Below are 23,272 nucleotides of genomic sequence, written 5' to 3'. Positions count from 1 at the left end.
ATCTTTGTATTCTTTTATATACAATTTAATATAGGGTATTAGATAATGACTATAAAAGTAATGAAAAGGTGAGTAATTTTGAAAAAGCTACATAAATGGACACTGCTTCTTGTCTCAGTTATTTTCCTCGCAGCGTGTGGAAATAAAGGTTTGGAGAATACAGTAAATTATACAGTGTCTGATTTTACCGCTGTCAACCAGGATGGTAAAGAGGTAACCCTTAAAGATTTTGAAGGTAAGGTATGGGTTGCAGACTTTGTGTTTACCAATTGTAAAACTGTTTGTCCACCGATGACTGCTAATATGGCAAAGCTTCAATCAATGATCAATGAAGAGGATTTAGATGTACAATTGGTTTCGTTTTCGGTAGATCCTGAAATTGATAAGCCTGAAATCTTAAAGGAATATGGCGAGCTATTTGAAGCAGATTTTTCAAAATGGAGCTTTTTAACAGGTTATGATCAAGAATTTATCGCGAAATTTGCGACAAAAAGCTTTCATACATTAGCTGAGAAAGTTAAAAGTGGTGATGATGTATTACATGGAGTTAAGTTTTATCTTGTTGATCAAAATGGAAAAGTTTTAAAAGAGTATAGTGGTAATGTAGATACACCATATGAGGAAATTATCTCAGATATAAAAACGATCCTATAGAAAAATGGATTCCATTGGAATCCATTTTTCTTTTTTAGCAATGTTGATCGTATGCTATAATACTATAATGTGAAAATAATAAGTAAATAGTTTTATAGGATTGTAGGTGAGCACATTAATGAGAAAAAAGTATCTTTTTATAGTAACAAGTATATTCTTTCTAGTGGCATGTTCAGCCCAAGCAACAACATCTGAAAGTCACCATGAAAATAAAATAGATTTAAGGAAGAAAGCAGAAATTCCTGCAGAATTTTTACCCCAGGATTTGCACGTCACAACTTTAGGTGATTCGTTAACAGAAGGAGTTGGCGATGAAACAGATAATGGGGGCTATACATTATACCTTAAAGAAAAATTTCTAAGTCAAAAAGAATTTCGTTCAGTTTCCTTATTGAACTTCGGTGTAAAGGGTCATAAAACAACTGACCTCCTTAAGCGACTCGATAAAAAGAAGGTACAAGAAGGGATTGCAAAAGCAGATATTATTATTATAACAATTGGCGGTAATGATGTAATGAAGGTTGTGAGGGAAAATTTTTTGGATTTATCGTTTGAAGTATTTGAAAATGCACAAAATAGTTATGAAGAACGTTTAAAACAAATTTTATCTGAAATTAGGGAATACAATCCCGAGGGTGAAATTGTTTTAGTTGGTTTATATAATCCGTTTGAATCACTAATTGATATTTCTAGTGAGTTGAATGAAGTTATTGATCAATGGAATAGCGGGAGTTTAAAAGTCCTATCTCAATATGAAAATACAAACTTTGTTAAGATAGGAGATATTTTTAAAGATACAGATGAAAACCTATTATCGACTGATGAATTTCATCCAAACGCAAAAGGATACGAATTAATTAGCGAGAGAATTTTTGAAACTTTAAATAAAGAATAACTCGATCTGCTAGAGGAGGGCACCATTAAATGAAGAAGAACAAATGGAAAATACTCTTTTTTGTAGTAATTTCCATAAATTGTATCGCCTTGCTGTACTTTTGTATCATGACCTTTTTACCAAGTGATACGGAAATACCTAAAATGGAACTTAACAAGCAAGATGGGATAGAGCTTGGTGTCGTTACAAATAAAGAGGATTTGACAAAGTTAATAAATAATTATTTGAAAAAAGAATCAAAGGATATTCCTTTAGACTATAAGGTATTACTTACCGATAAAGTGATGTTAATCGGTACTATCACTGTGTTTGAAAAGGAAATTGACATTGTATTGACATTCGAGCCAGAGGCACTGGATAATGGTGATTTACTGTTAAGACAGGAGTCAATAACATTAGGCCAATTAGAACTGCCAGTCACCTATGTAATGCGTTATATTAGTGACCATTATGCATTGCCAGAATGGGTAAAAATTGATCCGAAAAATCAATTGGTGTATGCTAACCTTTCTGAAATGGAAGTAAAAAGTAATATGAAAATTAAAGTGGATAATTTTAATCTGAAAAATGACAACTTAAAATTTAAAATAGTTGTGCCAAACTAGAGATGTTAGGAGGGAAAACCCCTCCTTTTTTTCATGTTAATGTGGAAAATAGATTTCAAGAAAATGTAACTGATCTGATAACTGGTAGAAGTCACGAAAGTCACTTAAAATCCTAATTGAAGTATATTCTTCATAAGGAATTGAAAAATGGAATTTATTATCATTATTAATAAAAATGACAGCTTTCCCATCATCAACAATTTTCGAAAAGAAAAAACCCTCTCTTCTTATTAATGCATCATCTTCGTACCAATTCAAGACAACCTGTCGATTCTTATATTGTATAAATGTTTCAACTAATTTTTCACCTTTTCCAAACTCTGAGAACATAGCCACCACACCCGCATTGATCAATAAATTTATAGCTAACACTTTGATTAAAATGACTATCAATAATTTCTGATAAATAGTCGATTGGATTACCAAAGGTCGAAGGAGTTACAAGATTGACGTAATAGCCACTTTCGGTTTCCTCAATCGCCTTCAGCCCATCCTCAATCACAAATGCCATATTCTTCTCATAATCTCCATGTTCCAAATCAATTGACCAGTCTTTATTCATTTTCCATCACCCCATCTAAAGTATAAAGGATAATTAAGGAAAAAGTGATGAGTTAAATCACAGCTTATTTTGTATTGCAATTATGTAATTATTTTTTCAAAATAATTACATAAGGATGACTAATCTTATTTTCCTCTTTACAAATCGAGTACATAAGCTTTTAATGCAAAATTCGATGTTATAATGACATAACAATTTTGAAGGAGGGGGAATGAAGATGTCTGAACAGAAGAATGATATGGTGATAGACATGAAGCGAGATTTTTATTTCGATAATGCAAAGTTTATCTTAATATGTCTTGTAGTTTTTGGTCATTTTATTCAACCTTTTATACATGATCATAAATTAATTTCAACGATTTATCAGTTTGTTTATTCATTTCATATGCCTGCTTTTATATTAATTGCTGGATATTTCGCTAAAGGAATAAAAGAAGATGGCTATATTATGAAGATAACAAAAAAGTTACTTTTACCTTATTTGATCTTTCAAAGTATCTATTCGATCTATTACTATTTTCTATATAGTGGAAACGAATTGTATATTCAGCCATTCAATCCACATTGGTCGCTTTGGTTCCTAATTAGTTTATTTTGCTGGAATTTACTATTGTATGTTTTTTCAAAAATACATCCGTTTGTTGCAATTAGTATTGCGATTTTAATGGGAATTGCGATTGGTTATTTTCCCTTTGTAGGAAACTTTTTGAGTATATCTCGAACATTTGTATTTCTTCCGTTATTTCTCCTAGGATATTTTGCGAAAAAGAAACATTTTATTTATTTAAAACAACCAGCTACAATGATTGTTTCTGCAATTTGTCTAATTATCATTTTCGCCATATATTATTTAAATCCAGAGATAAATACTGGATGGTTATTAGGTTCTAAAGCGTATGCAGCTCTGGATATGGTGCAGATAGGTGGAATGATCAGATTATGCTTTTATTGTGTAAGTATTCTGTCGACATTCTCATTTCTGTCGATAATTCCAAAAAGTAAGTACTTTTTTACAAAATGGGGAACAAGAACATTATATGTCTATTTATTGCATGGTTTTGCAATTAAATACTTCCGTAATAGTGAATGGCTTGAGGTTGTCAAAGAATCTGCTGATTTTATATTTATTAGTCTCGCTTCGTTAGGGTTAACTTTACTATTATCAAGTAATCTTATTAAGGCAATATCTCAACCATTAATTGAATTACGGATGACATTTTTGAAAAAATCCGTATACTCTATGTTTAATACAAAATAATGACAAAAGGCTTTAGGTTGATTCAACCTAAAGCCCTTGTTGTTGGTGTTGTGCTCTTTTTACAAATAATCTCTCATCCTCAATTAATCCACAAACTCCACATTGAATTTTATAATCAGGACCTCGATATGGTAGATGGAAGGGATCCAGGTTTTGGATATTCTCTTCAATTATTTCACCACTTTGTGGGTCTATTTTAATTGATTTTGGCACTTGATCAATAATGTTAAATCTCGTACGATTTGTTTTACAGTTAGGGCATAAATATGGATCCGACATGTAAACACCTCCTATTTCTTACGATTTCCATATTGGTTATTATTTATTAATCATAAAATACATTTGATAATGACAAAGCCTAATCATTTGGTTGTTATTTATGAAATGGTATAATAATGTTAATCGTCCAGTTATTAAATAGAAAGGATTGATATTTAATGGAAAACCATAATCAATTTGAATTGGCAACATTCGCAGGTGGATGCTTCTGGTGTATGGTAAAACCTTTTGATGAACAGCCGGGAATTATTAAAGTTGTATCAGGATATACAGGTGGTAATAAAGAAAATCCTACATATGAAGAGGTTTGTTCGGATACAACGGGTCATTTTGAAGCAGTCCAAATTACATTCGATCCTTCAATTTATTCATATGAAAAATTATTAGAAGTTTATTGGCAGCAAATCGATCCTACAGATTCTGGTGGTCAATTTTATGATCGTGGTGACTCTTATAAAACAGCGATCTTTTATCATAGTGACGAACAAAGAAGGCAAGCAGAAGATTCTAAAAGTAAATTATCCGAAAGTGGCCTTTTTTCAAAGTCGATTGCTACTGAAATCTTACCAGCAAAGGTATTTTATGAAGCTGAAGAATATCACCAAGACTATTACAAGAAGAAACCAGAGCATTATAAACGGTATCGAAAAGGATCTGGAAGAGATGCTTTTATTAGAAAGAATTGGTTATCTAAGCAATTTGAGCAAGCAAAACAAACACTAACACCGATGCAGTATCATGTTACTCAAGAAAAAGGTACAGAGCCTCCTTTTCAAAATGAATTTTGGAATAATCAAAAAGAGGGAATTTATGTTGATATCGTATCGAGAAAGCCACTATTTAGCTCCAGAGACCAATATGATGCAGGTTGTGGCTGGCCGAGTTTTACGAAGCCTATATATTCAGAAGAGGTAATTGAAGAACTAGATACTTCCCATGGAATGATTCGAACCGAGGTACGAAGCCATACTGCCGATTCCCATTTAGGCCATGTATTTCATGATGGTCCTGGCCCAACCCGTTTGCGCTATTGTATTAATTCAGCGGCATTACGATTTATCCATAAGGATGATTTAGAGAAGGAAGGGTATGGAGAGTATAAAAAATTGTTTAATTAACGAATATATAATATTTTCTAAAAAGTATTAAGGAATGGTTGACTCTTCCAATAAGGAATGATATGATTAATCCGACCATTTTTTTGCATATATAAGTTTTAATATAAGGAAAATGATAATTTCATATGAATATGTAATTCGATGTTGAAGTTATATGTAATTGTATTGGAATTATGTAAGTAGTTTAATGGTTAATTAAGAGGAATACACAAAGGCTTGTGTGTTAACATTTAGGAGGCATATTTCATGCAAAATGGTAAAGTGAAATGGTTTAACAGTGAAAAAGGCTTCGGATTTATCGAAGTACAAGGCGGAGACGACGTATTCGTACATTTCTCAGCTATTCAAGGTGAAGGTTTCAAAACTTTAGAAGAAGGTCAAGAAGTTTCTTTCGAAATCGTTGAAGGTAACCGTGGACCTCAAGCAGCTAACGTAGTTAAACTATAATTTAACATATAAATGAATTGATGAAGAGCAGTTTCCTAAATAGGGCTGCTCTTTTTGTTTGAAAAAAATCCATACTAATATTCTATCAAAACCTTGAAATAATAAAAATTTGATCAAAAATAGGCTTCAGCACATACATAACAACCCATAGACACATATCGTAATAATGTAAATATATATAAAGGGAGATGACACTATGCATTGTGGATATCATGATCAATGTGGATATGGTTACGGTGGGTATGGAAACAATAACAGCTTCGTCTTAATTGTTGTGTTGTTTATACTCTTAATTATTGTAGGTGCTTCGTATATTAGATAAATAAAAATCAATGAAAAGATCCATTAGTCCAAATGATTAATGGGTCTTTTTGTTTCTCACCAATACTAATAGCATGTAAACTAATAAACTTATTTCATATTTTATTGAAGAACGATAATTTGGGATAATCATACATATGATGTAATAATAGGCTCTCGGAAGAGGAAAGTGCTTACATTTTCCTTGGAAATATCCGTTTTCTTACATGAGGGAGGATTATGATGGAGAAGTCTCACTTAATAAAACCATTGTTAGATAAGGATTATCCGGTGATTAGTTATGGAGATGGAATATATCTCTATGATACGAGTGGAAAAAAATATATTGATGGTTCGTCTGGGGCGATAACTGCAAATTTAGGACACGGGGTACAAGAAATAATCGATTCGATTACAAACCAAGCGCATAAAGTATCGTTTGTATACCGTTCTCAATTCACGAATGAGCCTGCAGAACAATTAGCGCAAAAAATATGTGAGCTTTATGGCGACGGATATTGGTCGTTTTTTGTGAATAGTGGATCAGAGGCCACTGAAACAGCGATGAAAATTGCAATTCAATATTGGCAAGAGCGTGGTCTAAGAGGGAAAAATAAAATACTTTCAAGATGGATGAGTTATCATGGTATCACGATTGGGGCATTATCCATGTCTGGTCATCCAGAAAGAAGATCTCGTTTTGTGTCGATTTTAGAGGATTATCCAACGATTTCACCTCCATATTGCTATAGATGCCCATATGGAGCAACATATCCAGGTTGTAATTACTTATGTGCGAATGAATTAGAACAAGCCATAAACCGAATAGGATCAAGTAATATTGCTGCATTTATTGCTGAACCGATAATTGGTGCTGCAGGTGGAGCAATTGTTCCTCCAGATGGGTACTATCAAGTTATTAAGGAAATATGTGTGAAATATAATATTTTGTTTATTGCAGATGAAGTAATGACGGGGTTTGGGAGAACTGGAAAAATGTTCGCTTTAGAACATTGGGGCACAACTGCAGATCTTGTGGCGATTGGAAAAGGAATGAGTGCCGGATATACACCAATAGCTGCAACATTAGTAAGTGAAAAAATTATTGAAACAATTAAAAACGGTTCAAAATCCATTATGAGTGGTCATACTTTCAGTGCAAATCCACAATCTGCTGCAGTCGCGTTATCGGTTATACATTATTTAGAAAAAAATAATTTAGTAGACACTGCTTTAGTAAAGGGTACTTATTTGAAGGAAAAGTTAATTGACTTACAACTGTGTTATCCAATAATTGGTGATATTCGAGGCAAGGGACTTATGATAGGAGTTGAGTTCGTTTCGGATATGATTACAAAGTTTCCTTTTAGCAAAGAAATAAATCTCACTTCATTAATTATAAGTAAAGCCCAACAAAATGGGCTACTAATATACCCTGCGTCAGCCGGTATTGAAGGAATCGGGGGAGATGCAGTACTGATAGCTCCACCTTTAACGATTACCAATAAGCAAATAGATGACTTGATTCAATTATTTGAACAAACATTAGTAGATATAGGAAAAGATTTACAGTCTGATGGAATAATATCTACATAAAGAGAGGTGTTAATTAATGGTTGAAAATTCATTTGACAAGATTGCTAACATTGATGAAGCACTTTCGCAAATTAATGATGGAGCAACAATTATGTTTGGTGGATTTGGTGGAATTGGAAGCCCTCCAACGATTATTGAAGGTATGATAAATAAAAATGTTCAAAACTTAACCTTGATAGGTAATGATACCGGATTTCCAAATATAGGCATAGGTAAACTTGTAAGTAGAGGACATGCAAGTAAATTAATCGTTTCACATATCGGTTCTAATCCCGTCGCTGGTCAACTAATGACAGAAGGTAAATTACAGATTGAATTCTCTCCTCAAGGAACTCTCGCTGAGAGAATTCGAGCTGGGGGTGTAGGACTTGGTGGAGTTCTAATTGATGTAGGAATAGATAATGATATTGTATCAAATGGTAAAGAAAAAATAGTAGTTGACGGAAAGGAATATTTACTTGAGTTACCACTTACAGCAGATGTTTCAATAGTTTATGCAAAAAAATCAGATCCATTCGGTAATCTAATTTTTGATAAAAGTGCTAGAAATATGAATCCATTAGTAGCAATGGCAGGGAAATATACAATTGCTGAGGTAGAAGAAATTGTACCATTATCAGAACTTGATCCAGAGCAAATCATAACTCCTGGAATCTATGTCGATATGATTGTTCAAAGTAAAGGGGTGAATTGGAAATGGGTTTGGGAATAGATGTAAGAAACCGAATCGCCAGACGTGCTGCACAGGAAATAAAGAATGGAATGATTGTTAATTTGGGAATTGGGATTCCGTCTCTTGTACCAAATCATTTGTCAGAAAAATTGCATGTTATGATACATGCTGAGAATGGTGTATTGGGGATTGGTCCAAGCCCAATGAAAAAAAATGAAGATGCCAATCTATGTAATGCAGCCGGATATCCAGTAACTATCATAAAAGGATCATCATATTTTGATAGTTCAATTGCATTTGGAATGATTAGAAGAGGATATATTGATATTACAATTCTTGGCTCACTTCAAGTAAGTGAAAGTGGGGATTTAGCAAATTGGATTGTCCCTGGTAAGCGCATTCCAGGTATGGGTGGGGCGATGGAGCTAGCCCAAAAGGCGAAAAAGGTTATTGTATTAATGAATCATCTTGATAAAAGCGGAAACTCGAAAATCGTTAAAACATGCACATTACCACTGACATCAAAAGGCTGTGTTGATCTTATTATTACGGATATGGCTGTTATAAAAGTTGAGAATGATGGACTTTATTTAATAGAAGTAATGAGTCCATATACCACGAAGGATGTAATTAATAATACAAATGTTGAATTAAAATTAAGCGATTCAATTAGCAAAATCTATTAGCCCGATTAATACTAAATTGAGGTGAAAATATTTGAAAGATAATAATCAAAAGATTAAATTATGGTTAAAAAATAACCAATCAAAAGGAATACGATTATTACAAAAGCTTGTGACAGAGCCTAGTAAACAAGGTTGTGAGGGTACGTCTCAAGCAATTATTGTTGAAAAATGCCGGGAATTAGGGCTTGAAATTGATATTTGGGAACCAAATGGGTCAAAATTATTTAATCATCCCTATTTTGTATCCCCAAGAACAAGTTTCATAGATAGCCCTAATGTAGTGGGTATTTTAAAGGGGACTGGAAATGGCCGCTCTTTAATTTTAAATGGGCATATCGATGTCGTACCAGAAGGTGATGATTCAAATTGGACGGCTGATCCATTTTCAGCCAAAATTATCGATGGAAAATTATATGGACGTGGTTCTACTGATATGAAAGGTGGCAATGTTTCGCTGCTTCTTGCAATTGAGTCAATAAAAGAATGTGAGATCAAATTAAAAGGGGATGTTATTTTTCAAAGTGTAATTGAAGAAGAAAGTGGTGGTTCAGGGACACTAGCATCGATACTTAGGGGCTACAAAGCTGACGGTGCAATCATTCCAGAACCTACAAATATGAAAATATTCCCAAAACAGCAAGGCTCTCTATGGTTTAAGGTGAGTGTATATGGAAGATCTGCCCATGGGGGCACCAGGTATGAGGGGGTAAGTGCAATTGAAAAAAGCATGATTGTGATAAAAGAAATTCTAAAATTAGAAATGACACGTAATGCATCCATCTCAGACTCTTTATACAAAAATACTCCAATTCCCGTTCCTATTAATATCGGAAAAATAAGTGGGGGCTCATGGCCATCATCAGTTCCAGATTTAGTTACAATTGAAGGAAGAATGGGTGTTGCTCCGGATGAATCGATTGAAAATGCAAAAGAAGAAATGCTAAAGTGGTTAGACAAATTAGAGGAAATCGACCAATGGTTCAAAAAACATCCAGTAAAACTGGAATGGTTTGGTGCAAGATGGGTACCGGGAACCATTGATCTTGATCATGATTTAATGACAACCCTTAAACATAGCTACATGGAAGTGAAAAACGAACCTCCGATTATTGAGGCATCCCCATGGGGAACAGATGGTGGGCTTCTATCTGCTGTTGGTAATATTCCTACAATTGTATTTGGGCCAGGTACTACAGAGGTAGCCCATTATCCTAATGAGTATATAGAGATAAATCGAATGTTTGAAGCAGCAGAGATTATCGCCCTAACAATTCTCTCGTGGTGTGAGGTTTCAGAAGTACAGGTCGACAGCTTAAATTAACGTTTCATGTCATAATAGTAGTACAAGAAAGTATTGGGGGGGACGGTTGTTGAATGAAAGCTATAGTGAACAAAAATTTCTTACAGGGAAAGATTATCAAATAAATATAATAATAGATTATTTTAATAAACGGTTAAAGGTAGAGGATTACAGAGGTAACTTATCTTCTATTAATCATGCAGTACTAAATTTAGTTAATGAACAAGATTTTGAAAAACTTATCATTAAAGCTCGAAAAGAACATTTATTTGATTTCCTTGAGACAGGTTTTATGTTAGAAGCTGTTATTAAGCAATATTTTAATGGCAGTGATGCACTTTTTCTAGTGAAATACTTTACGTTGGAACGAAAAAATAGTGATAAATGGGTAGAAGAAGACAATATTTTAACTGCGATCTTAAAAAAACAGCGAGACAAAGCACCCCAAAAAGCTTCCATATTCACTATTCGTAAGGCCACAGTTCAAGATGCAAAAAAGTTGGCATCATTATATCAGCAAATTTTTAAAATTTACCCGACTCCACTGAATAATCCAGGATATATTGAGAAAGAAATAAATAATTTAACAATCTTTTTTGTGATGGAGGATGGGGATTCAATCATTAGTGCTGCATCAGCAGAAATAAATGATACGTATAATAATGCTGAAATAACGGACTGTGCAACATTACCATCTTATCGAAAACACGGTCTAATGAAGGAACTAATCGTAGAAATAGAGAAAGAATTAATAAATAAGGGTATTTATTGTGCATATTCAATTGCAAGAGCACTTTCATATGGAATGAATGCTTGTTTTAATCAATTAGGGTACTCTTACACTGGTAGACTTATAAATAACTGCAATATATATGACAAAATAGAGGATATGAATGTTTGGGTTAAAGACTTAACAAAGGTGGATGCCGAATATTAGGCATTTTAGTGCCGATATTTAATCTACCAATTATTTGGAGGTGTACGATTGCAAATTAATGACGAAATGGTAATAGCAATTTTAGACAGCATAGATGAAGCGATACATATAGTAAATGCAGAAGGAATTACAATATTCTATAATCAAATTGCAGCTGAACATGATGGCCTACAAAAAGAAGAAGTGCTTGGAAAGCATATTCTTGAAGTATTCCCATCACTGTCGGAGTCCACAAGCACACTGCTAAAAGTCATTAAAACAAAGCAGCCGATATTTAATCTACCTCAAACTTATAAAAATAATCATGGCAAACCTATCGATACAATAAATACCACGCTACCAATTAAAGTGAATAATCAACTAATTGGAGCTGTAGAAATAGGTAAGGACTACACAAAAATAAAAGCATTATCTAATAAATTAACAGATTTACAATCAAGAGCAAAGGGTATTATGAAGAAACCAAATGAAGTTATTGGAGCTATATATACTTTCAAAGATATACTTACGAAAAATAAAGCATTTGAGAAAGTGAAATATCAAGCAGAAAAAGTTGCTAATTCGTCCTCAACCGTCCTTATATTTGGGGAGACTGGTACAGGTAAAGAGTTATTAGTTCAGTCTATCCATAATGCATCCATAAGAAATAAGGCACCTTTTATCGCTCAAAATTGTGGAGCAATACCAGAAAGCTTACTTGAGAGTATTCTATTTGGAACGGTTAAAGGAAGCTATACAGGGGCAGTGGATCGTGCTGGGTTATTTGAAATTGCTCATGGTGGAACTTTATTTTTAGATGAGATAAATTCAATGCCCCTGGAGTTGCAATCTAGACTTTTGCGGGTTCTTGAGGATGGGATGGTGCGTAGAATTGGTGGTGCAAAGGCATTTCAAGTTGATGTCCGCGTAATTGTTGCACTTAATAAAAAGCCGATTCTTTGTTTGGAAGACCAAGAGCTTAGACCCGATTTATATTATCGCTTGAATGTCTTCTCACTTGAAATCCCACCTTTAAGGGATAGGAAAGAAGATATCCCTCATTTGATTGATCATTTTATTCGTAAATTTAATCAAAGTTTACAAAAAGAAGTAGCTCAAATAGATACAGAAGTTATTAAATGTTTGAGTGCATATTCGTGGCCAGGAAATGTTCGTGAATTGATGCATATAATTGAGCACTCAATGAACATAGTTGAGGATAAAATTCTTAAAATTGAGCACCTGCCTAGTCAAATATTTGGTAATACACTACTAAAAAAGAATGAGACAATAAAACCGTTACGAGTGGCAGTAAAAGAGACAGAAATTATGCTAATTGAGTCAGCACTCCAACAATCTGATGGAAATATACAGCAAGCTGCATTACTTCTGAAAATCCCTCGTCAAACATTACAATATAAAATCCAAAAATATAAACTAAAGGTAAATTTCTAATTTTTTTAAAATTACCTCCCACTTGTTATTAGATGGCATGCTTTTTGCATGAAATTTAAACAAGTAGGGAGGAGATTTAATGATTTCAAATTTATATAAACCAAAGAGACATTGGAAAGATATTGAATTATGGAAAGATGTAACTGAGGAACAATGGAATGACTGGATCTGGCAATTAACAAATACGATTAGAACCATTGATGATTTACGTAAGGTAATTCATTTAACACCAGAAGAAGAAGAAGGGGTATTAATTTCAACAAAAACGATTCCCTTAAATATTACACCGTATTATGCTTCATTAATGAATCCAGACGATCCACGCTGTCCAATTCGCATGCAGTCTGTTCCAATTGGTAAAGAGATATACAAAACAAAGTATGATTTAGAAGATCCACTGGAAGAAGATGAAGATTCACCAGTACCTGGACTTACACATCGTTATCCAGACAGAGTTTTATTTCTTGTCACAAATCAATGTTCAATGTATTGCCGCTACTGTACGAGGCGACGTTTTTCCGGCCAAATTGGCATGGGTGTTCCGAAGAAACAATTAGATGGTGCAATTGAATATATTTCTAAAACAAAGGAAGTTAGAGATGTTTTAATCTCTGGAGGAGATGGATTACTTATCAATGATACGATCCTTGAATATATTTTGAAAAACTTACGTAAGATTCCCCATGTTGAAATAATAAGAATTGGAACGCGGGCACCAGTTGTTTTTCCACAAAGAATTACAGAAAATCTATGTAATGTATTAAAAAAGTATCATCCTATTTGGCTAAATACTCATTTTAATACCTCGATAGAAATAACAGAAGAATCAAAGCGTGCTTGTGAAATGCTAGCAAATTCAGGAGTGCCAGTCGGTAACCAATCTGTCATTCTCGCAGGAATCAATGACAGTGTTGAGATTATGAAGAAGCTCATGCATGATTTAGTGAAAATTAGAGTACGACCATATTATATTTACCAATGTGATTTGTCTGAAGGTATTGGCCACTTTAGGGCGCCGGTAACGAAAGGCTTGGAGATAATCGAAGGGTTGCGTGGACATACATCAGGTTATGCAGTCCCTACATTCGTTGTTGATGCTCCAGGTGGAGGGGGGAAAATTTCACTCCAACCTAATTATTTAATCTCACAAAGTCCTGAAAAAGTCGTACTTCGTAATTTTGAAGGGGTTATTACAACCTATCCAGAACCGGAGAACTATATTGCGGGTCGTGCAGATGATTATTTTAAAGAAATCTATCAAGACATTGAAGAGAAAAAATCTAAAATTGGTATTGCTGGGTTACTAGGGGAAGGCTTTAATCTAGTTCCTGAAGGTATTAGCCGTTTATCAAGAAGAAAAAGTTATTATGAAGATCCAACACATACCTCATTAAAGGATAAGCGTGAAAAACGTGACGAATTAAAGGATAAGAAATATTTGGCACAAAAAGCTAAAATGGAAAAACGTGAAGATGCATAAATGGGATAAGGAGGCGTAGCGATGGAGTGCATGTGGTGTCAAGACATCAATGCATATAATGACCAAAATATTGTATATTGGGAACTTCCAGATGGAACAAGGTCTATTGAAATATTAAATACACCGTGTGTAATCTGTAAAAATTGCGGAATGGAATACCAAGAGGAATCAATTATTAATGAAATTGAAGATCAATTAGTGTTAATCAACACAAATCAAATTGAAAATAGCATTTCATTCGAGGAATTAATGGCAATTCAAAGACTTTTAAAGAAAAACTATTTCCGATAAGGCTTTTCTTATCGGAAATAGTTTGATAAAATGACGAATAAAATTGTAAGGATTTTTTGGAAAGTGGGGTATTATGGGGAAGTCATTTTATCATTATATCGTTAAATATCGAAGCGGGAAAAGTAAAGATGAAATAAGTATACTAGCAAATCATGTTTACCTTGATCATAGTTTTCCAAAATACACAAAGGATTACCATGAATTAAGTACATATTTAGAGTTAAATGGGCATTACATAACTAGCATGTCTATTTTTGATAAAGCATGGGAAATGTTTGAGAATGAAGAATAAAAAACGAGCCAAAATTGGTTCGTTTTTTATTTTTGGTATTTTCCCCTGATAGCGTTTTTATAATGTTCTGCATACAATATTCCATATCCTAACTTTTAACTAGTTCATACGGGGGAAGTGATTGACTTGGAAAATAATAATAAAAAACCAAAATATAAAATTGGAGATATTGTAGTCATAACACTGTATGGAACTGTCGGTCAAATTACAGATATTAAAAAATTGGACGGTAATTTCTTATATAAGGTTAATAAGGGTGAAGGCTTCTTTTCAGAATCTACATTGTCACTTCTATCCAATTATAAAGGGAAGCAATTTGAAATAGAGCAATTAGAAATCGAATACAAATATTATTTTGGGGATCTTGTGATAGTATCAGGCTTTGATACTGATATTTTTAAAATAATTGGCATCAACACTGAGATTTGGAGATATAAGGAAGGTGCATGGGAAGAGGTGATTTATGAATTATCGAGAGTTTCTGATGGTGAGTGGCTAGAAGCTGGGGAAGATGAGTTAACCTTACTAGCTGACCATGATCAAGCAGAAACATTCCTTCAAAAGGTTGTTCTAAAGTATATGTTAAGGGAAAACCATTATATGGAGATGTATAATAATATGGATATCCATCGAAAGTCTGAGAAAGAACGGATGCGAATTGAAAAAGAAAAAAAAGAAATAATTAACGGATTATTAGATGTTTACAATGACTATAGACTATTATATGAAATGTTTTATGATCAAAAATATAAGGATGTCATGGACTTAGTATTAAAAAATCTAGAAAAATTAAAAAAAGGGAAAGGTAACGATTGAAAATTAATTTAATAGTCGAAATACAATAAAAAGAAAGTAAGGTACCCCTAAAAATAAAATTATACGAAACAATTCTTTTGTTATTTTTCCTAAAAAGTTGTCAAATTGCTCTCCGTCGAGAAATTCTAAAAATAGATTAATTGATTTATTAAAACTAAACATTTAACTCCCTCCATTGGCTTGTCCCATTTAATTTACTTAATCTTATGTTTGGAATCGATGTTTCATGACAAAAATACAAGAATAATTAATTACATAATTAATCCTATACAAACATATATCTATTTTGAGGGAGGCGATATCATGAAAGAAATTGAGGTAGTAATAGATACTGAAGAGATTGCAGACTTCTTCTATAATGAGTTACTCAAACGTGGATATGCCCCAGATGAAACAGAACTTGAAGAAATAGCGGATATTGCTTTTGAATATTTACTATCAAAATGTATCATTGATGAGGAAAAATAAGGGTAAAGCAGAAAACGGCGATAAAACCACCGTTTTCTTTTTTTTTGGAAACCTTTTTCTATGTTAAACGTATATTTTTTTGAGAGATAAAACTAATGCAAAACAGGAGGAGTATAAAATATGTCACTTTTTAATAAGATATTTTCAAGTATTGGGATTGGCAGTGCAAAGGTCGATACAAAACTGTACCAGGAAAAATTTGAAGCCGGTCATGAAGTTACTGGAATTGTAGAAGTGATAGGTGGAAATACGGAGCAGAAGATTGATGAAATATATCTAAGCTTATTAACTACTTATGTAAAGGAATCAAATGATAGAAAGTTTAACCAACAAGCTACAATTGAAAAAATAAGAATTGTTGAGTCCTTTACCATAGGTGTGGATGAGCGTAAAGAAATTCCGTTCTCATTAAAATTGCCATATGATACACCAATCACAATGGGAAAAACGAAAGTATGGATTCAAACTGGATTAGATATAAAGAATGCGTTAGATCCTTCTGATAAAGACTATATTGGAATAGCACCATCACCTATTATTTCATCAATATTGAATGCAGTATATGATTTAGGATTTAGTCTTCGAAAGGTAGATTGTGAGGTTGCACCATATAAATTTAGAAGTCGTCTGCCGTTTATTCAAGAATTTGAATTTGTTCCGACAAATGGCGCATTTCGTGGGAAATTAGATGAGGTGGAATTAGTATTTTTTCAAAAATCATCAGATACAGTTGAAGTAATTATGGAGGTTGATAGAAGAGCAAGAGGACTTGCTGGCCTTTTCTCGGAAGCACTCGAAATGGATGAATCAATTATTCGTTTTACTGTGACATCTAGAGATATCCCAAATATTAAACAACAATTATCAAATACAATTCACTCTTATTGTTAAGAATGAGGCTTGAGCATTTGATATGCTCAAGCCTTTTTCATAAGAAAATATAAAATTTTGTGCATTTCTTATTATTATTTATTATGCCCTGGTCCATTTTTTCTTCCAGTGGCTGAGAACTCTTTACCATGTGCAATCTCTTCTGCTTCAATAGCTTCAGGGGGGATATGGTTATTTTTCTTTTGTCCATTAATCCGATTACGATGTTTTTTTCCCACTTTTTCCTTCCTCCTGCTTCCATAATAATTTCAGCATTTACACTTGTTTGAATCCCTGTTTTTCTTTCCTTGATGTATTAGGAGGATTACCAACTCCTTTAGTTGTATTTGTATCATTTGCATACTGGACGGCTTGCTTAAGTTTTTTACTCATCTTTTCATCTGTCAATATTTTTTCCTCCTTTTTAAAAGATTTAATATTATCCTTCCCATATAATTTGCCAACATGAGTCGTTTTATTAAAAGAAAAAATATGATATGCTTGTCAAGATCAGATCTTAAATACAGGAGGATTTAACATGAGTGTTCATATTAATGCTAAGGTAGGCGAAATTGCTGATACAATCCTATTACCAGGAGATCCATTACGTGCAAAATATATTGCTGAAACATTTTTAGATAACCCTCAATGCTATAATAATGTGCGGGGAATGTTAGGCTTTACTGGTACATATAAAGGTAAAAGAGTTTCAGTGCAAGGGACAGGAATGGGAGTTCCATCTATTTCTATCTATATTAATGAATTAATGCAAAGCTACGATGTACAAAACTTAATTAGAGTTGGAACATGTGGTGCAATTCAAAAAGATGTAAAAGTTAGGGATGTCATTTTAGCAATGACAGCTTCAACAGATTCTCAAATGAACCGTCTAACATTTGGTGGGGTTGATTATGCTCCAACAGCATCCTTTGATTTATTGAAGAAAGCATATGATTGTGGGCTTGAGAAAGGCTTACAATTAAAAGTAGGTAACGTCTTTACAAGTGATATGTTTTATAATGACAATTCAGAATTAGAAAAATGGGCGCAATATGGTATTTTAGGTATTGAAATGGAAACGGCCGCATTATATACTTTGGCAGCAAAATTTGGTCGTAACGCTCTTTCTGTACTTACTGTAAGTGACCACATTTTAACGGGTGAAGAAACTTCTTCAGAAGAACGTCAAACTACTTTTAAAGAAATGATAGAAGTAGCCCTTGAAGCTGTTAGTAAATAGTAGGATATGGGGATTGTAAGTCTTCACCCTATTTTTTAGTGGTGAAGCTTTTTTCATTTGAGTAGAGAGGTGATAAAATGATTTCACGAAAATTACTTTTTATCAGTACATTTTTTATTGTAATGATTCTATTAGTTGGGTGCAGTAATTTTAAATTACCATTTGATTTCAGTAAGGATGAAGAACATAAAGAATCAGTCGACCTACAATTGAAAAATGAAGAAATTGTGAATGATGAAACAGAGAATCAAGATGAAAAAGGAAATGAACAACAAAATAGAGAAAATACATCTGATGAATGGGTTTTAAATGAACAGTTTTTCACAAAAACCGAACTTATAGATGGTATTCAAGTTATCTTAAATCCTGAAAATATTCTATCAATTGTAAACAAAGAAACAAGCTTACCATCAAGTTATGTGCCTCCAGATTTAGTTTATCCTAATGTTATATTTTCCTTTGGAGATGCAAAGGTAGAGAAACGCTATATTCGTAAAGAAGCTGGAGATGCACTTGAAAAATTATTTGACTTAGGAAAGAAACAAAATATTCATTTATTTGCTGTGTCTGGCTACCGTTCATATATAAGACAAAAGTCAGTATTTGATAATGAAGTTAAAAATTACGGACTTGAACATGCGGAAAAATTGGTTGCTACACCAGGTGAGTCGGAGCATCAATCAGGTCTAGCCATGGATATTACAAGTAGTAGTGTTAACTATACCCTTACAGAGGACTTTGGTGCTACAACAGAAGGGAAATGGGTGAAAGATAATGCTCATCTATTTGGATTTATCATTAGATACCCTAAGGGAAAAGAGACTATAACAGGATATAATTATGAACCATGGCATTTGAGATATGTTGGTGTGCAAATTGCAACTCTCATCTATGAAAATGATCTGACATTAGAAGAATATTTTAACAAAGTGAAAAAAGTATAATTTCAACATGGACAAGTCCTAAAAATTGGATTTGTCCATTTTATTTTTTTAGAATATCACTTTGCAATCCAAAGCTTCACTAAATTGACAAAATAAATGTGATAAACTTCACAGTTTTATTGTCAATACCTCCGATACAATAGAGTAAGAAAAACAACTTACTCATGATGGAAACTATGAAACAATGAAAAATTAAAACTACAGAGGTGATTCTTTTACAATGAGACAGCTTGAAAAATCCTTTTATTCAAAAACAAGCATGTATGCTTTTTTTGTAACTTTATTACTTTTTATGTCGATGTGGATCAGTACTGACCAATTTACTGATATCGATATGGCGCTATTAGGATATATGATCTCTTCATTTATTTTTGCAATTGGTCTTACGATCAGAATGGCTTCCTGGCTGATTCGACCAGCTACACATCAAGTAGTAAAACGCAGTTTAAAAAACTTAAAAACGAAAAATCGAACAAAAAGAAATTTCCGTTCAATTTTAAAAACAGCAATCGATAACATCATTTTACAAAAGTTTATATTTAAACGAGGAATCTATCGGGGAGTTCAACACTTCATGATTGCTTGGGGATGTATTGGCTCGTTTGCAATTACATTTGGACTAACTTTCGGTTGGATGCGTTTTGATTTAATAGATCCAAATACATATCAGATCATTGTTTTTAACATGCCCACTATAAAATTAGCTGCACATGGATTTATTGCAGAGTTGGTATATAACGGATTGAACATAACCGCGATTATGGTCATGATCGGTGTTTGTATGGCACTTTTTCGAAGGGTGAAAAGTCAAGATGTTAAAGTTGCGCAACGAGTAGAATTCGATTTATTTCCACTTTATTTATTACTAAGTGTGACATTAACCGGATTACTCCTAACAGTGTCATATGCATTTTTAGATGGTTGGATGCATCCTTATTTAACATTAATTCATCAAGTAACAGTCGTCATTTTATTAGTTTACTTTCCATTTGGAAAGCTATTCCACTTGCCAATCCGACCATTGGCTACAGCAGTACCTATGAACTATCAAGAAGTTATAAAAGTGGATACGAGAGCATGTAAAAAATGTGGAACTACTTATAGTAGTGATGATCAAATTACTGATGTAAAAGAAATTCTTGCTGCACAAAGCTTTGATTTACAGCTTGCAGATGGCAGTTATTTAGCTGATTATTGCCCAGCTTGTCGTAGAAGGATTCGTGTAATGAAACAAATGAATATGGAAGCACCACAAGGAAATCCTTACGATCCAATTTCAACAATGAATGATATTCATATGTCAGGGTTTGGAAAAAAACGTTCCGATGATTTCTATCACTTACCAAAAGAGCAGCAAAAGGAAGAGAGAGAAGAAGAAGAAATAGTGAAATAGTTGGGAGGAAATAAGTATGAGCAAGTATTTAGTTAAAGATGGGGTTAAGAACTTAATAAAACCAGGTGAGAAATTAATTACTACACATTGCTGCTACTGTGGTATGCAATGTGGTATGCATATAAGAGTAAATGAAAAAACAGGTAAAGTTATGGGCGTTGAACCCCGCTATGATTGGCCAGTTACAATGGGGAAAATGTGTCCAAAAGGTGTTACTGCCTATCAAACGGTTGAACATAAGGATCGTATTTTAAAACCATTAATTAAGAAAAATGGACAATTCGTTGAATCTAGCTGGGAAGAGGCACTTGATTTAATCGAAAAGAACTTCAAAAAATTACAAGCTGAACATGGGAAGGATTCTCTTTCTGTGTTTGGTGGAGTTTCGATGACGAATGAAAAATGTTATCTTGTAGGGAAGTATGCACGAGTTGCATTGGGAACACGATATATTGATTATAATGGACGTTTTTGTATGAGTTCTGCAGCTGGTGGGTTTATAAGAACATTTGGGATTGACCGTGGTTCAACACTACCTTGGCCAGAATTAGAGCATAGTGATTGTTTCTTTTTAGCTGGATCGAATACAGCTGAATGTCATCCAACGAGTATTCAATGGTTTTGGAAAGCAAAGGATAAAGGTGCTAAGTTAATCGTAGCAGACCCTCGTGAAACACCGACAGCTCGTGTCGCTGATGTTCATTTGGACTTGAAACCTGGAACTGATTCAGCACTAGCAAATGGGATGATGCATTTACTTATCAAAGAAGGATATGTGGATGAAGAGTATGTTGAAAATCGTTGTAATAATTATGAAGAACTAAAAGAAATGGTAAAAAATTGGACACCTGAATATACATCACAAATTACAGGCGTGTCAGTAGAAAAAATAATAAAAGCAGCCCATATTTATGGTATGTCACCGAGGTCAGTTGTTATGTTTGCGCGTGGTGTAGAGCAACAATCAAAAGGTGTTGACAATGTAGCCCTATATTCTTCAATGGCATTACTACGTGGACAGGTTGGTAAATTTGCATCAGGTGTTGCCACCTTTACTGGTCAAGGAAATGGTCAAGGTGGACGTGAACATGGTCAAAAAGCTGATCTATTACCTGGCTATCGAAAACTTACAGATCCTGAAGCGGTTAAATATGTATCAAGTGTATGGGGAATTGATCCGGAAGAAATGCCGCAGCCAGGTGTATCTGCATATGAGATGTTCGATGAAATTCAAAAGGGCAATATTCGCGGGATGCATGTTATTTGTAGTAATCCTGCAGTTTCTGCACCTAATGGTGAATACATTTGGGACGGATTCAAAAAATTAGACTTCTTAGTTGTTAGTGATTTCTTCCTATCTGAAACCGCAGAATTTGCTGATGTCGTTTTACCTGCAACAACTTGGGCAGAAGATGATGGGACTACGACAAATACTGAAGGTCGTGTTATCAGAATTCGTAAAGTAAGAGAAGCTCTGGGTGAATCTAAATCAGATTGGGAGATTATGAGTTTAATAGCTGAACGGTTAGGAAAAGGGAAGCATTTTCAATATAAAGATGCCAGCGAGATATTTGAAGAATTCCGTATAGCATCAAAAGGTGGAAAAGCTGATTATTATGGAATTACTTGGGATCGAATTGATAGAGAGGATGGGGTATTCTGGCCATGTCCGTCTGAAGATCATCCTGGAACTCCTACGATGTTCAAAGAAAAATTCGAAACACCTGATGGTAAAGCTAACCTAGCTGTTTGTGATTGGAAGGAGCCTGGTGAATATCCAACACCGGAGTACCCACATATCTTAACAACCGGCCGAGTAGTCTTTCATTATTTATCAGGTAACCAAACAAGACGAGTTGACTTTTTAATGGAGCAATGTCCGCTTCCTTATGCGGAAATGCACCCAGAGTTGGCAAGCCAATATAATCTGCTTAATGGAGATAAGGTTAAATTAACAACTCGAAGATCTAATATGACTGTTGAAGTGAGGCTAACAAAAGCAATAAGAAAAGACACAGTGTTTATTCCTTACCATTGGGGAAAAGAATTATCAGTTAACCAATTGACAAACCCATGTTTAGATCCTGTTTCACGGATGCCGGAATTTAAGGTTTGTGCAGTGAAATTACAAAAGGCCTAGACATAGAGAGGGAGTTGAAGATTTATGAATAAAATCATGTACCTTGAATTTGAAAGATGTATCGGTTGCCGCTCCTGTCAGGCAGCATGTAGAGAATGTGGCGATCACGATGCGAAGGAACGTAACTATGTTGAATATGTTGATTTTTTTGAAAGTAGACAAACATACCCAATGCTTTGTATGCAATGTAAAGACCCGGCATGTGCAAGGGTCTGTCCAGCAAATGCGATACAAATAACTGAAGAAGGTGTCGTTCTATCGGCAATGGAAGAAAAATGTATTGGTTGTCGAAATTGTACGTTCGGTTGTCCATTTGGAATTCCTAAATTTGATTTTGAAGAAAATAAAATGTACAAATGTGATATGTGTTATGATCGCTCAAAGCATGATATTGCACCAATGTGTGCTTCTGTTTGCCCTAGTGATGCAATTCGATTCATTGATTTTGATGAAATGCAAGCATTACGTCGTAAAAGAACTCAAATGAATCTTGTTGAAGGTAAAAAACCAAAAGAAGGAAATAAATGGGAATATGTTCCTGACTTCTTTGGAGTATATTCAGATTAATGAGTATTTGCTCATTTACCAATGAAT

The 23,272-nt window shown here is 33.9% G+C and carries 30 protein-coding genes; 24 read left to right on the top strand and 6 right to left on the bottom strand.

The genetic code is table 11. The annotated features are described in order from the left end of the window. Nucleotides 1–78 precede the first annotated feature (78 nt). From MJG50_RS13575 to MJG50_RS13565, 3 genes are all read left to right on the top strand, one after another. Nucleotides 79–654 (top strand): SCO family protein, encoded by a 576-nt coding sequence (locus MJG50_RS13575; RefSeq protein ID WP_240256279.1) that lies wholly within the window; start codon nt 79–81, stop codon nt 652–654. Nucleotides 655–772: 118 nt separating this feature from the next. Continuing rightward, a complete protein-coding gene (locus MJG50_RS13570) occupies nt 773–1,549 on the top strand; it encodes an SGNH/GDSL hydrolase family protein (RefSeq protein WP_240256278.1) in 777 nt (258 codons plus the stop codon). A 29-nt stretch (nt 1,550–1,578) separates the two neighbouring features. Next, nucleotides 1,579–2,154, top strand: a complete 576-nt coding sequence (locus MJG50_RS13565) for a YpmS family protein (protein ID WP_240256277.1) — start codon at nt 1,579–1,581, stop codon at nt 2,152–2,154. 36 nt (nt 2,155–2,190) lie between these two features. On the opposite strand, the gene MJG50_RS13560 is transcribed toward MJG50_RS13565, so the two are convergent. Both MJG50_RS13560 and MJG50_RS13555 read right to left on the bottom strand, forming a co-directional pair. Beyond that, nucleotides 2,191–2,484 (bottom strand): hypothetical protein, encoded by a 294-nt coding sequence (locus MJG50_RS13560; RefSeq protein WP_240256276.1) that lies wholly within the window; start codon nt 2,482–2,484, stop codon nt 2,191–2,193. Next, nucleotides 2,459–2,716 (bottom strand): CGCGG family putative rSAM-modified RiPP protein, encoded by a 258-nt coding sequence (locus MJG50_RS13555; protein ID WP_240256275.1) that lies wholly within the window; start codon nt 2,714–2,716, stop codon nt 2,459–2,461. The genes MJG50_RS13560 and MJG50_RS13555 overlap by 26 nt, the downstream gene beginning before the upstream one ends. Nucleotides 2,717–2,933: 217 nt before the next feature. Between MJG50_RS13555 and MJG50_RS13550 the strand changes: the two genes are divergently transcribed. Further along, nucleotides 2,934–3,974, top strand: a complete 1,041-nt coding sequence (locus tag MJG50_RS13550; RefSeq protein ID WP_240256274.1) for an acyltransferase family protein — start codon at nt 2,934–2,936, stop codon at nt 3,972–3,974. Nucleotides 3,975–4,001: 27 nt separating this feature from the next. Here MJG50_RS13550 and MJG50_RS13545 read toward each other — a convergent pair whose 3' ends face one another. Further along, nucleotides 4,002–4,253, bottom strand: a complete 252-nt coding sequence (locus tag MJG50_RS13545) for a DNA alkylation repair protein (RefSeq protein ID WP_240256273.1) — start codon at nt 4,251–4,253, stop codon at nt 4,002–4,004. A 158-nt stretch (nt 4,254–4,411) separates the two neighbouring features. Here MJG50_RS13545 and msrA point away from each other — a divergent pair, with 158 nt between their 5' ends. The 13 genes from msrA to MJG50_RS13480 all read left to right on the top strand — a co-directional run bounded on the left by msrA (nt 4,412) and on the right by MJG50_RS13480 (nt 15,623). Continuing rightward, complete coding sequence (msrA, locus tag MJG50_RS13540; RefSeq protein ID WP_240256272.1) at nt 4,412–5,371, top strand: peptide-methionine (S)-S-oxide reductase MsrA; 960 nt, start codon at nt 4,412–4,414, stop codon at nt 5,369–5,371. A gap of 246 nt (nt 5,372–5,617) precedes the next feature. Further along, a complete protein-coding gene (gene cspD, locus MJG50_RS13535; protein WP_240256271.1) occupies nt 5,618–5,818 on the top strand; it encodes a cold-shock protein CspD in 201 nt (66 codons plus the stop codon). A 196-nt stretch (nt 5,819–6,014) separates the two neighbouring features. Continuing rightward, on the top strand, nt 6,015–6,140 hold the full coding sequence (locus MJG50_RS13530; RefSeq protein ID WP_240256270.1) for a YjcZ family sporulation protein: 126 nt from the start codon (nt 6,015–6,017) through the stop codon (nt 6,138–6,140). 221 nt (nt 6,141–6,361) lie between these two features. Continuing rightward, a complete protein-coding gene (locus MJG50_RS13525) occupies nt 6,362–7,714 on the top strand; it encodes an aspartate aminotransferase family protein (protein WP_240256269.1) in 1,353 nt (450 codons plus the stop codon). A 16-nt stretch (nt 7,715–7,730) separates the two neighbouring features. Continuing rightward, nucleotides 7,731–8,426 carry a CoA transferase subunit A gene (locus tag MJG50_RS13520; RefSeq protein WP_240256268.1) on the top strand — a complete coding sequence of 232 codons (696 nt, stop codon included), beginning with the start codon at nt 7,731–7,733 and terminating at the stop codon, nt 8,424–8,426. Next, nucleotides 8,411–9,073: a 3-oxoacid CoA-transferase subunit B gene (locus tag MJG50_RS13515; RefSeq protein WP_240256267.1), complete on the top strand. Its 663-nt coding sequence runs from the start codon at nt 8,411–8,413 to the stop codon at nt 9,071–9,073. The genes MJG50_RS13520 and MJG50_RS13515 overlap by 16 nt, the downstream gene beginning before the upstream one ends. Before the next feature lie 31 nt (nt 9,074–9,104). Continuing rightward, on the top strand, nt 9,105–10,394 hold the full coding sequence (locus MJG50_RS13510) for a peptidase (RefSeq protein WP_240256266.1): 1,290 nt from the start codon (nt 9,105–9,107) through the stop codon (nt 10,392–10,394). A gap of 49 nt (nt 10,395–10,443) precedes the next feature. Further along, nucleotides 10,444–11,310, top strand: coding sequence for a putative beta-lysine N-acetyltransferase (gene ablB, locus MJG50_RS13505; protein WP_240256265.1), 867 nt, complete (start codon nt 10,444–10,446; stop codon nt 11,308–11,310). A 66-nt stretch (nt 11,311–11,376) separates the two neighbouring features. Beyond that, nucleotides 11,377–12,744 carry a sigma-54 interaction domain-containing protein gene (locus tag MJG50_RS13500; protein WP_240256298.1) on the top strand — a complete coding sequence of 456 codons (1,368 nt, stop codon included), beginning with the start codon at nt 11,377–11,379 and terminating at the stop codon, nt 12,742–12,744. A gap of 79 nt (nt 12,745–12,823) precedes the next feature. Further along, nucleotides 12,824–14,224: a lysine 2,3-aminomutase gene (gene kamA, locus MJG50_RS13495; RefSeq protein ID WP_240256264.1), complete on the top strand. Its 1,401-nt coding sequence runs from the start codon at nt 12,824–12,826 to the stop codon at nt 14,222–14,224. Nucleotides 14,225–14,245: 21 nt separating this feature from the next. Continuing rightward, on the top strand, nt 14,246–14,515 hold the full coding sequence (locus MJG50_RS13490) for a YokU family protein (protein ID WP_240256263.1): 270 nt from the start codon (nt 14,246–14,248) through the stop codon (nt 14,513–14,515). 73 nt (nt 14,516–14,588) lie between these two features. After that, nucleotides 14,589–14,807 (top strand): YozE family protein, encoded by a 219-nt coding sequence (locus MJG50_RS13485; protein WP_240256262.1) that lies wholly within the window; start codon nt 14,589–14,591, stop codon nt 14,805–14,807. A gap of 117 nt (nt 14,808–14,924) precedes the next feature. After that, the gene (locus tag MJG50_RS13480; RefSeq protein ID WP_345893235.1) at nt 14,925–15,623 is read left to right on the top strand and encodes a germination protein YodN; all 699 of its coding nucleotides are present in this window, start codon (nt 14,925–14,927) and stop codon (nt 15,621–15,623) included. 3 nt (nt 15,624–15,626) lie between these two features. Here the strand turns inward: MJG50_RS13480 and MJG50_RS13475 are convergent, their stop codons facing one another. Then, on the bottom strand, nt 15,627–15,785 hold the full coding sequence (locus MJG50_RS13475; protein WP_240256260.1) for a hypothetical protein: 159 nt from the start codon (nt 15,783–15,785) through the stop codon (nt 15,627–15,629). Between the two features lie 141 nt (nt 15,786–15,926). Between MJG50_RS13475 and MJG50_RS13470 the strand changes: the two genes are divergently transcribed. Then, the gene (locus MJG50_RS13470) at nt 15,927–16,091 is read left to right on the top strand and encodes a YozD family protein (RefSeq protein WP_240256259.1); all 165 of its coding nucleotides are present in this window, start codon (nt 15,927–15,929) and stop codon (nt 16,089–16,091) included. A 120-nt stretch (nt 16,092–16,211) separates the two neighbouring features. Further along, nucleotides 16,212–16,982, top strand: a complete 771-nt coding sequence (locus tag MJG50_RS13465) for a sporulation protein (protein ID WP_240256258.1) — start codon at nt 16,212–16,214, stop codon at nt 16,980–16,982. A gap of 74 nt (nt 16,983–17,056) precedes the next feature. Here the strand turns inward: MJG50_RS13465 and MJG50_RS13460 are convergent, their stop codons facing one another. Beyond that, nucleotides 17,057–17,200 (bottom strand): hypothetical protein, encoded by a 144-nt coding sequence (locus MJG50_RS13460; RefSeq protein ID WP_240256257.1) that lies wholly within the window; start codon nt 17,198–17,200, stop codon nt 17,057–17,059. 37 nt (nt 17,201–17,237) lie between these two features. Further along, nucleotides 17,238–17,369 (bottom strand): hypothetical protein, encoded by a 132-nt coding sequence (locus MJG50_RS22195; protein ID WP_275695615.1) that lies wholly within the window; start codon nt 17,367–17,369, stop codon nt 17,238–17,240. 130 nt (nt 17,370–17,499) lie between these two features. On the opposite strand from MJG50_RS22195, the gene deoD reads away from it, so the two are divergent. The 5 genes from deoD (at nt 17,500) to MJG50_RS13435 (ending at nt 23,245) form a co-directional block, all read left to right on the top strand. Continuing rightward, nucleotides 17,500–18,201 carry a purine-nucleoside phosphorylase gene (gene deoD, locus MJG50_RS13455; RefSeq protein WP_240256256.1) on the top strand — a complete coding sequence of 234 codons (702 nt, stop codon included), beginning with the start codon at nt 17,500–17,502 and terminating at the stop codon, nt 18,199–18,201. Between the two features lie 77 nt (nt 18,202–18,278). Next, a complete protein-coding gene (locus tag MJG50_RS13450) occupies nt 18,279–19,145 on the top strand; it encodes a M15 family metallopeptidase (protein WP_275695614.1) in 867 nt (288 codons plus the stop codon). Between the two features lie 220 nt (nt 19,146–19,365). Beyond that, a complete protein-coding gene (locus MJG50_RS13445) occupies nt 19,366–20,538 on the top strand; it encodes an MFS transporter (protein ID WP_240256255.1) in 1,173 nt (390 codons plus the stop codon). Nucleotides 20,539–20,554: 16 nt separating this feature from the next. Next, entirely contained in the window at nt 20,555–22,678 is a 2,124-nt protein-coding gene (fdhF, locus tag MJG50_RS13440) for a formate dehydrogenase subunit alpha (protein ID WP_240256254.1), read from the top strand. 24 nt (nt 22,679–22,702) lie between these two features. After that, nucleotides 22,703–23,245, top strand: coding sequence for a 4Fe-4S dicluster domain-containing protein (locus MJG50_RS13435; protein WP_240256253.1), 543 nt, complete (start codon nt 22,703–22,705; stop codon nt 23,243–23,245). Nucleotides 23,246–23,272: the final 27 nt, after the last annotated feature.

It is taken from the genome of Fredinandcohnia quinoae (assembly GCF_022427965.1).
In the GTDB taxonomy this organism is placed as follows: Bacteria; Bacillota; Bacilli; order Bacillales; family Bacillaceae_L; genus Ferdinandcohnia; species Ferdinandcohnia quinoae.
This window is presented reverse-complemented; position numbering and strand designations above follow the sequence as displayed.

Coding starts and splice junctions, on each gene's coding strand:
- MJG50_RS13570 (WP_240256278.1), top strand. CDS start 773: ATGAGAAAAAAGTATCTTTTTATAGTAACAAGTATATTCTTTCTAGTG.
- MJG50_RS13565 (WP_240256277.1), top strand. CDS start 1,579: ATGAAGAAGAACAAATGGAAAATACTCTTTTTTGTAGTAATTTCCATA.
- MJG50_RS13560 (WP_240256276.1), bottom strand. CDS start 2,484: ATGTTCTCAGAGTTTGGAAAAGGTGAAAAATTAGTTGAAACATTTATA.
- MJG50_RS13555 (WP_240256275.1), bottom strand. CDS start 2,716: ATGAATAAAGACTGGTCAATTGATTTGGAACATGGAGATTATGAGAAG.
- MJG50_RS13550 (WP_240256274.1), top strand. CDS start 2,934: ATGTCTGAACAGAAGAATGATATGGTGATAGACATGAAGCGAGATTTT.
- MJG50_RS13545 (WP_240256273.1), bottom strand. CDS start 4,253: ATGTCGGATCCATATTTATGCCCTAACTGTAAAACAAATCGTACGAGA.
- msrA (WP_240256272.1), top strand. CDS start 4,412: ATGGAAAACCATAATCAATTTGAATTGGCAACATTCGCAGGTGGATGC.
- cspD (WP_240256271.1), top strand. CDS start 5,618: ATGCAAAATGGTAAAGTGAAATGGTTTAACAGTGAAAAAGGCTTCGGA.
- MJG50_RS13530 (WP_240256270.1), top strand. CDS start 6,015: ATGCATTGTGGATATCATGATCAATGTGGATATGGTTACGGTGGGTAT.
- MJG50_RS13525 (WP_240256269.1), top strand. CDS start 6,362: ATGGAGAAGTCTCACTTAATAAAACCATTGTTAGATAAGGATTATCCG.
- MJG50_RS13520 (WP_240256268.1), top strand. CDS start 7,731: ATGGTTGAAAATTCATTTGACAAGATTGCTAACATTGATGAAGCACTT.
- MJG50_RS13515 (WP_240256267.1), top strand. CDS start 8,411: ATGGGTTTGGGAATAGATGTAAGAAACCGAATCGCCAGACGTGCTGCA.
- MJG50_RS13500 (WP_240256298.1), top strand. CDS start 11,377: ATGGTAATAGCAATTTTAGACAGCATAGATGAAGCGATACATATAGTA.
- kamA (WP_240256264.1), top strand. CDS start 12,824: ATGATTTCAAATTTATATAAACCAAAGAGACATTGGAAAGATATTGAA.
- MJG50_RS13490 (WP_240256263.1), top strand. CDS start 14,246: ATGGAGTGCATGTGGTGTCAAGACATCAATGCATATAATGACCAAAAT.
- MJG50_RS13485 (WP_240256262.1), top strand. CDS start 14,589: ATGGGGAAGTCATTTTATCATTATATCGTTAAATATCGAAGCGGGAAA.
- MJG50_RS13475 (WP_240256260.1), bottom strand. CDS start 15,785: ATGTTTAGTTTTAATAAATCAATTAATCTATTTTTAGAATTTCTCGAC.
- MJG50_RS13470 (WP_240256259.1), top strand. CDS start 15,927: ATGAAAGAAATTGAGGTAGTAATAGATACTGAAGAGATTGCAGACTTC.
- MJG50_RS13465 (WP_240256258.1), top strand. CDS start 16,212: ATGTCACTTTTTAATAAGATATTTTCAAGTATTGGGATTGGCAGTGCA.
- deoD (WP_240256256.1), top strand. CDS start 17,500: ATGAGTGTTCATATTAATGCTAAGGTAGGCGAAATTGCTGATACAATC.
- MJG50_RS13450 (WP_275695614.1), top strand. CDS start 18,279: ATGATTTCACGAAAATTACTTTTTATCAGTACATTTTTTATTGTAATG.
- MJG50_RS13445 (WP_240256255.1), top strand. CDS start 19,366: ATGAGACAGCTTGAAAAATCCTTTTATTCAAAAACAAGCATGTATGCT.
- fdhF (WP_240256254.1), top strand. CDS start 20,555: ATGAGCAAGTATTTAGTTAAAGATGGGGTTAAGAACTTAATAAAACCA.
- MJG50_RS13435 (WP_240256253.1), top strand. CDS start 22,703: ATGAATAAAATCATGTACCTTGAATTTGAAAGATGTATCGGTTGCCGC.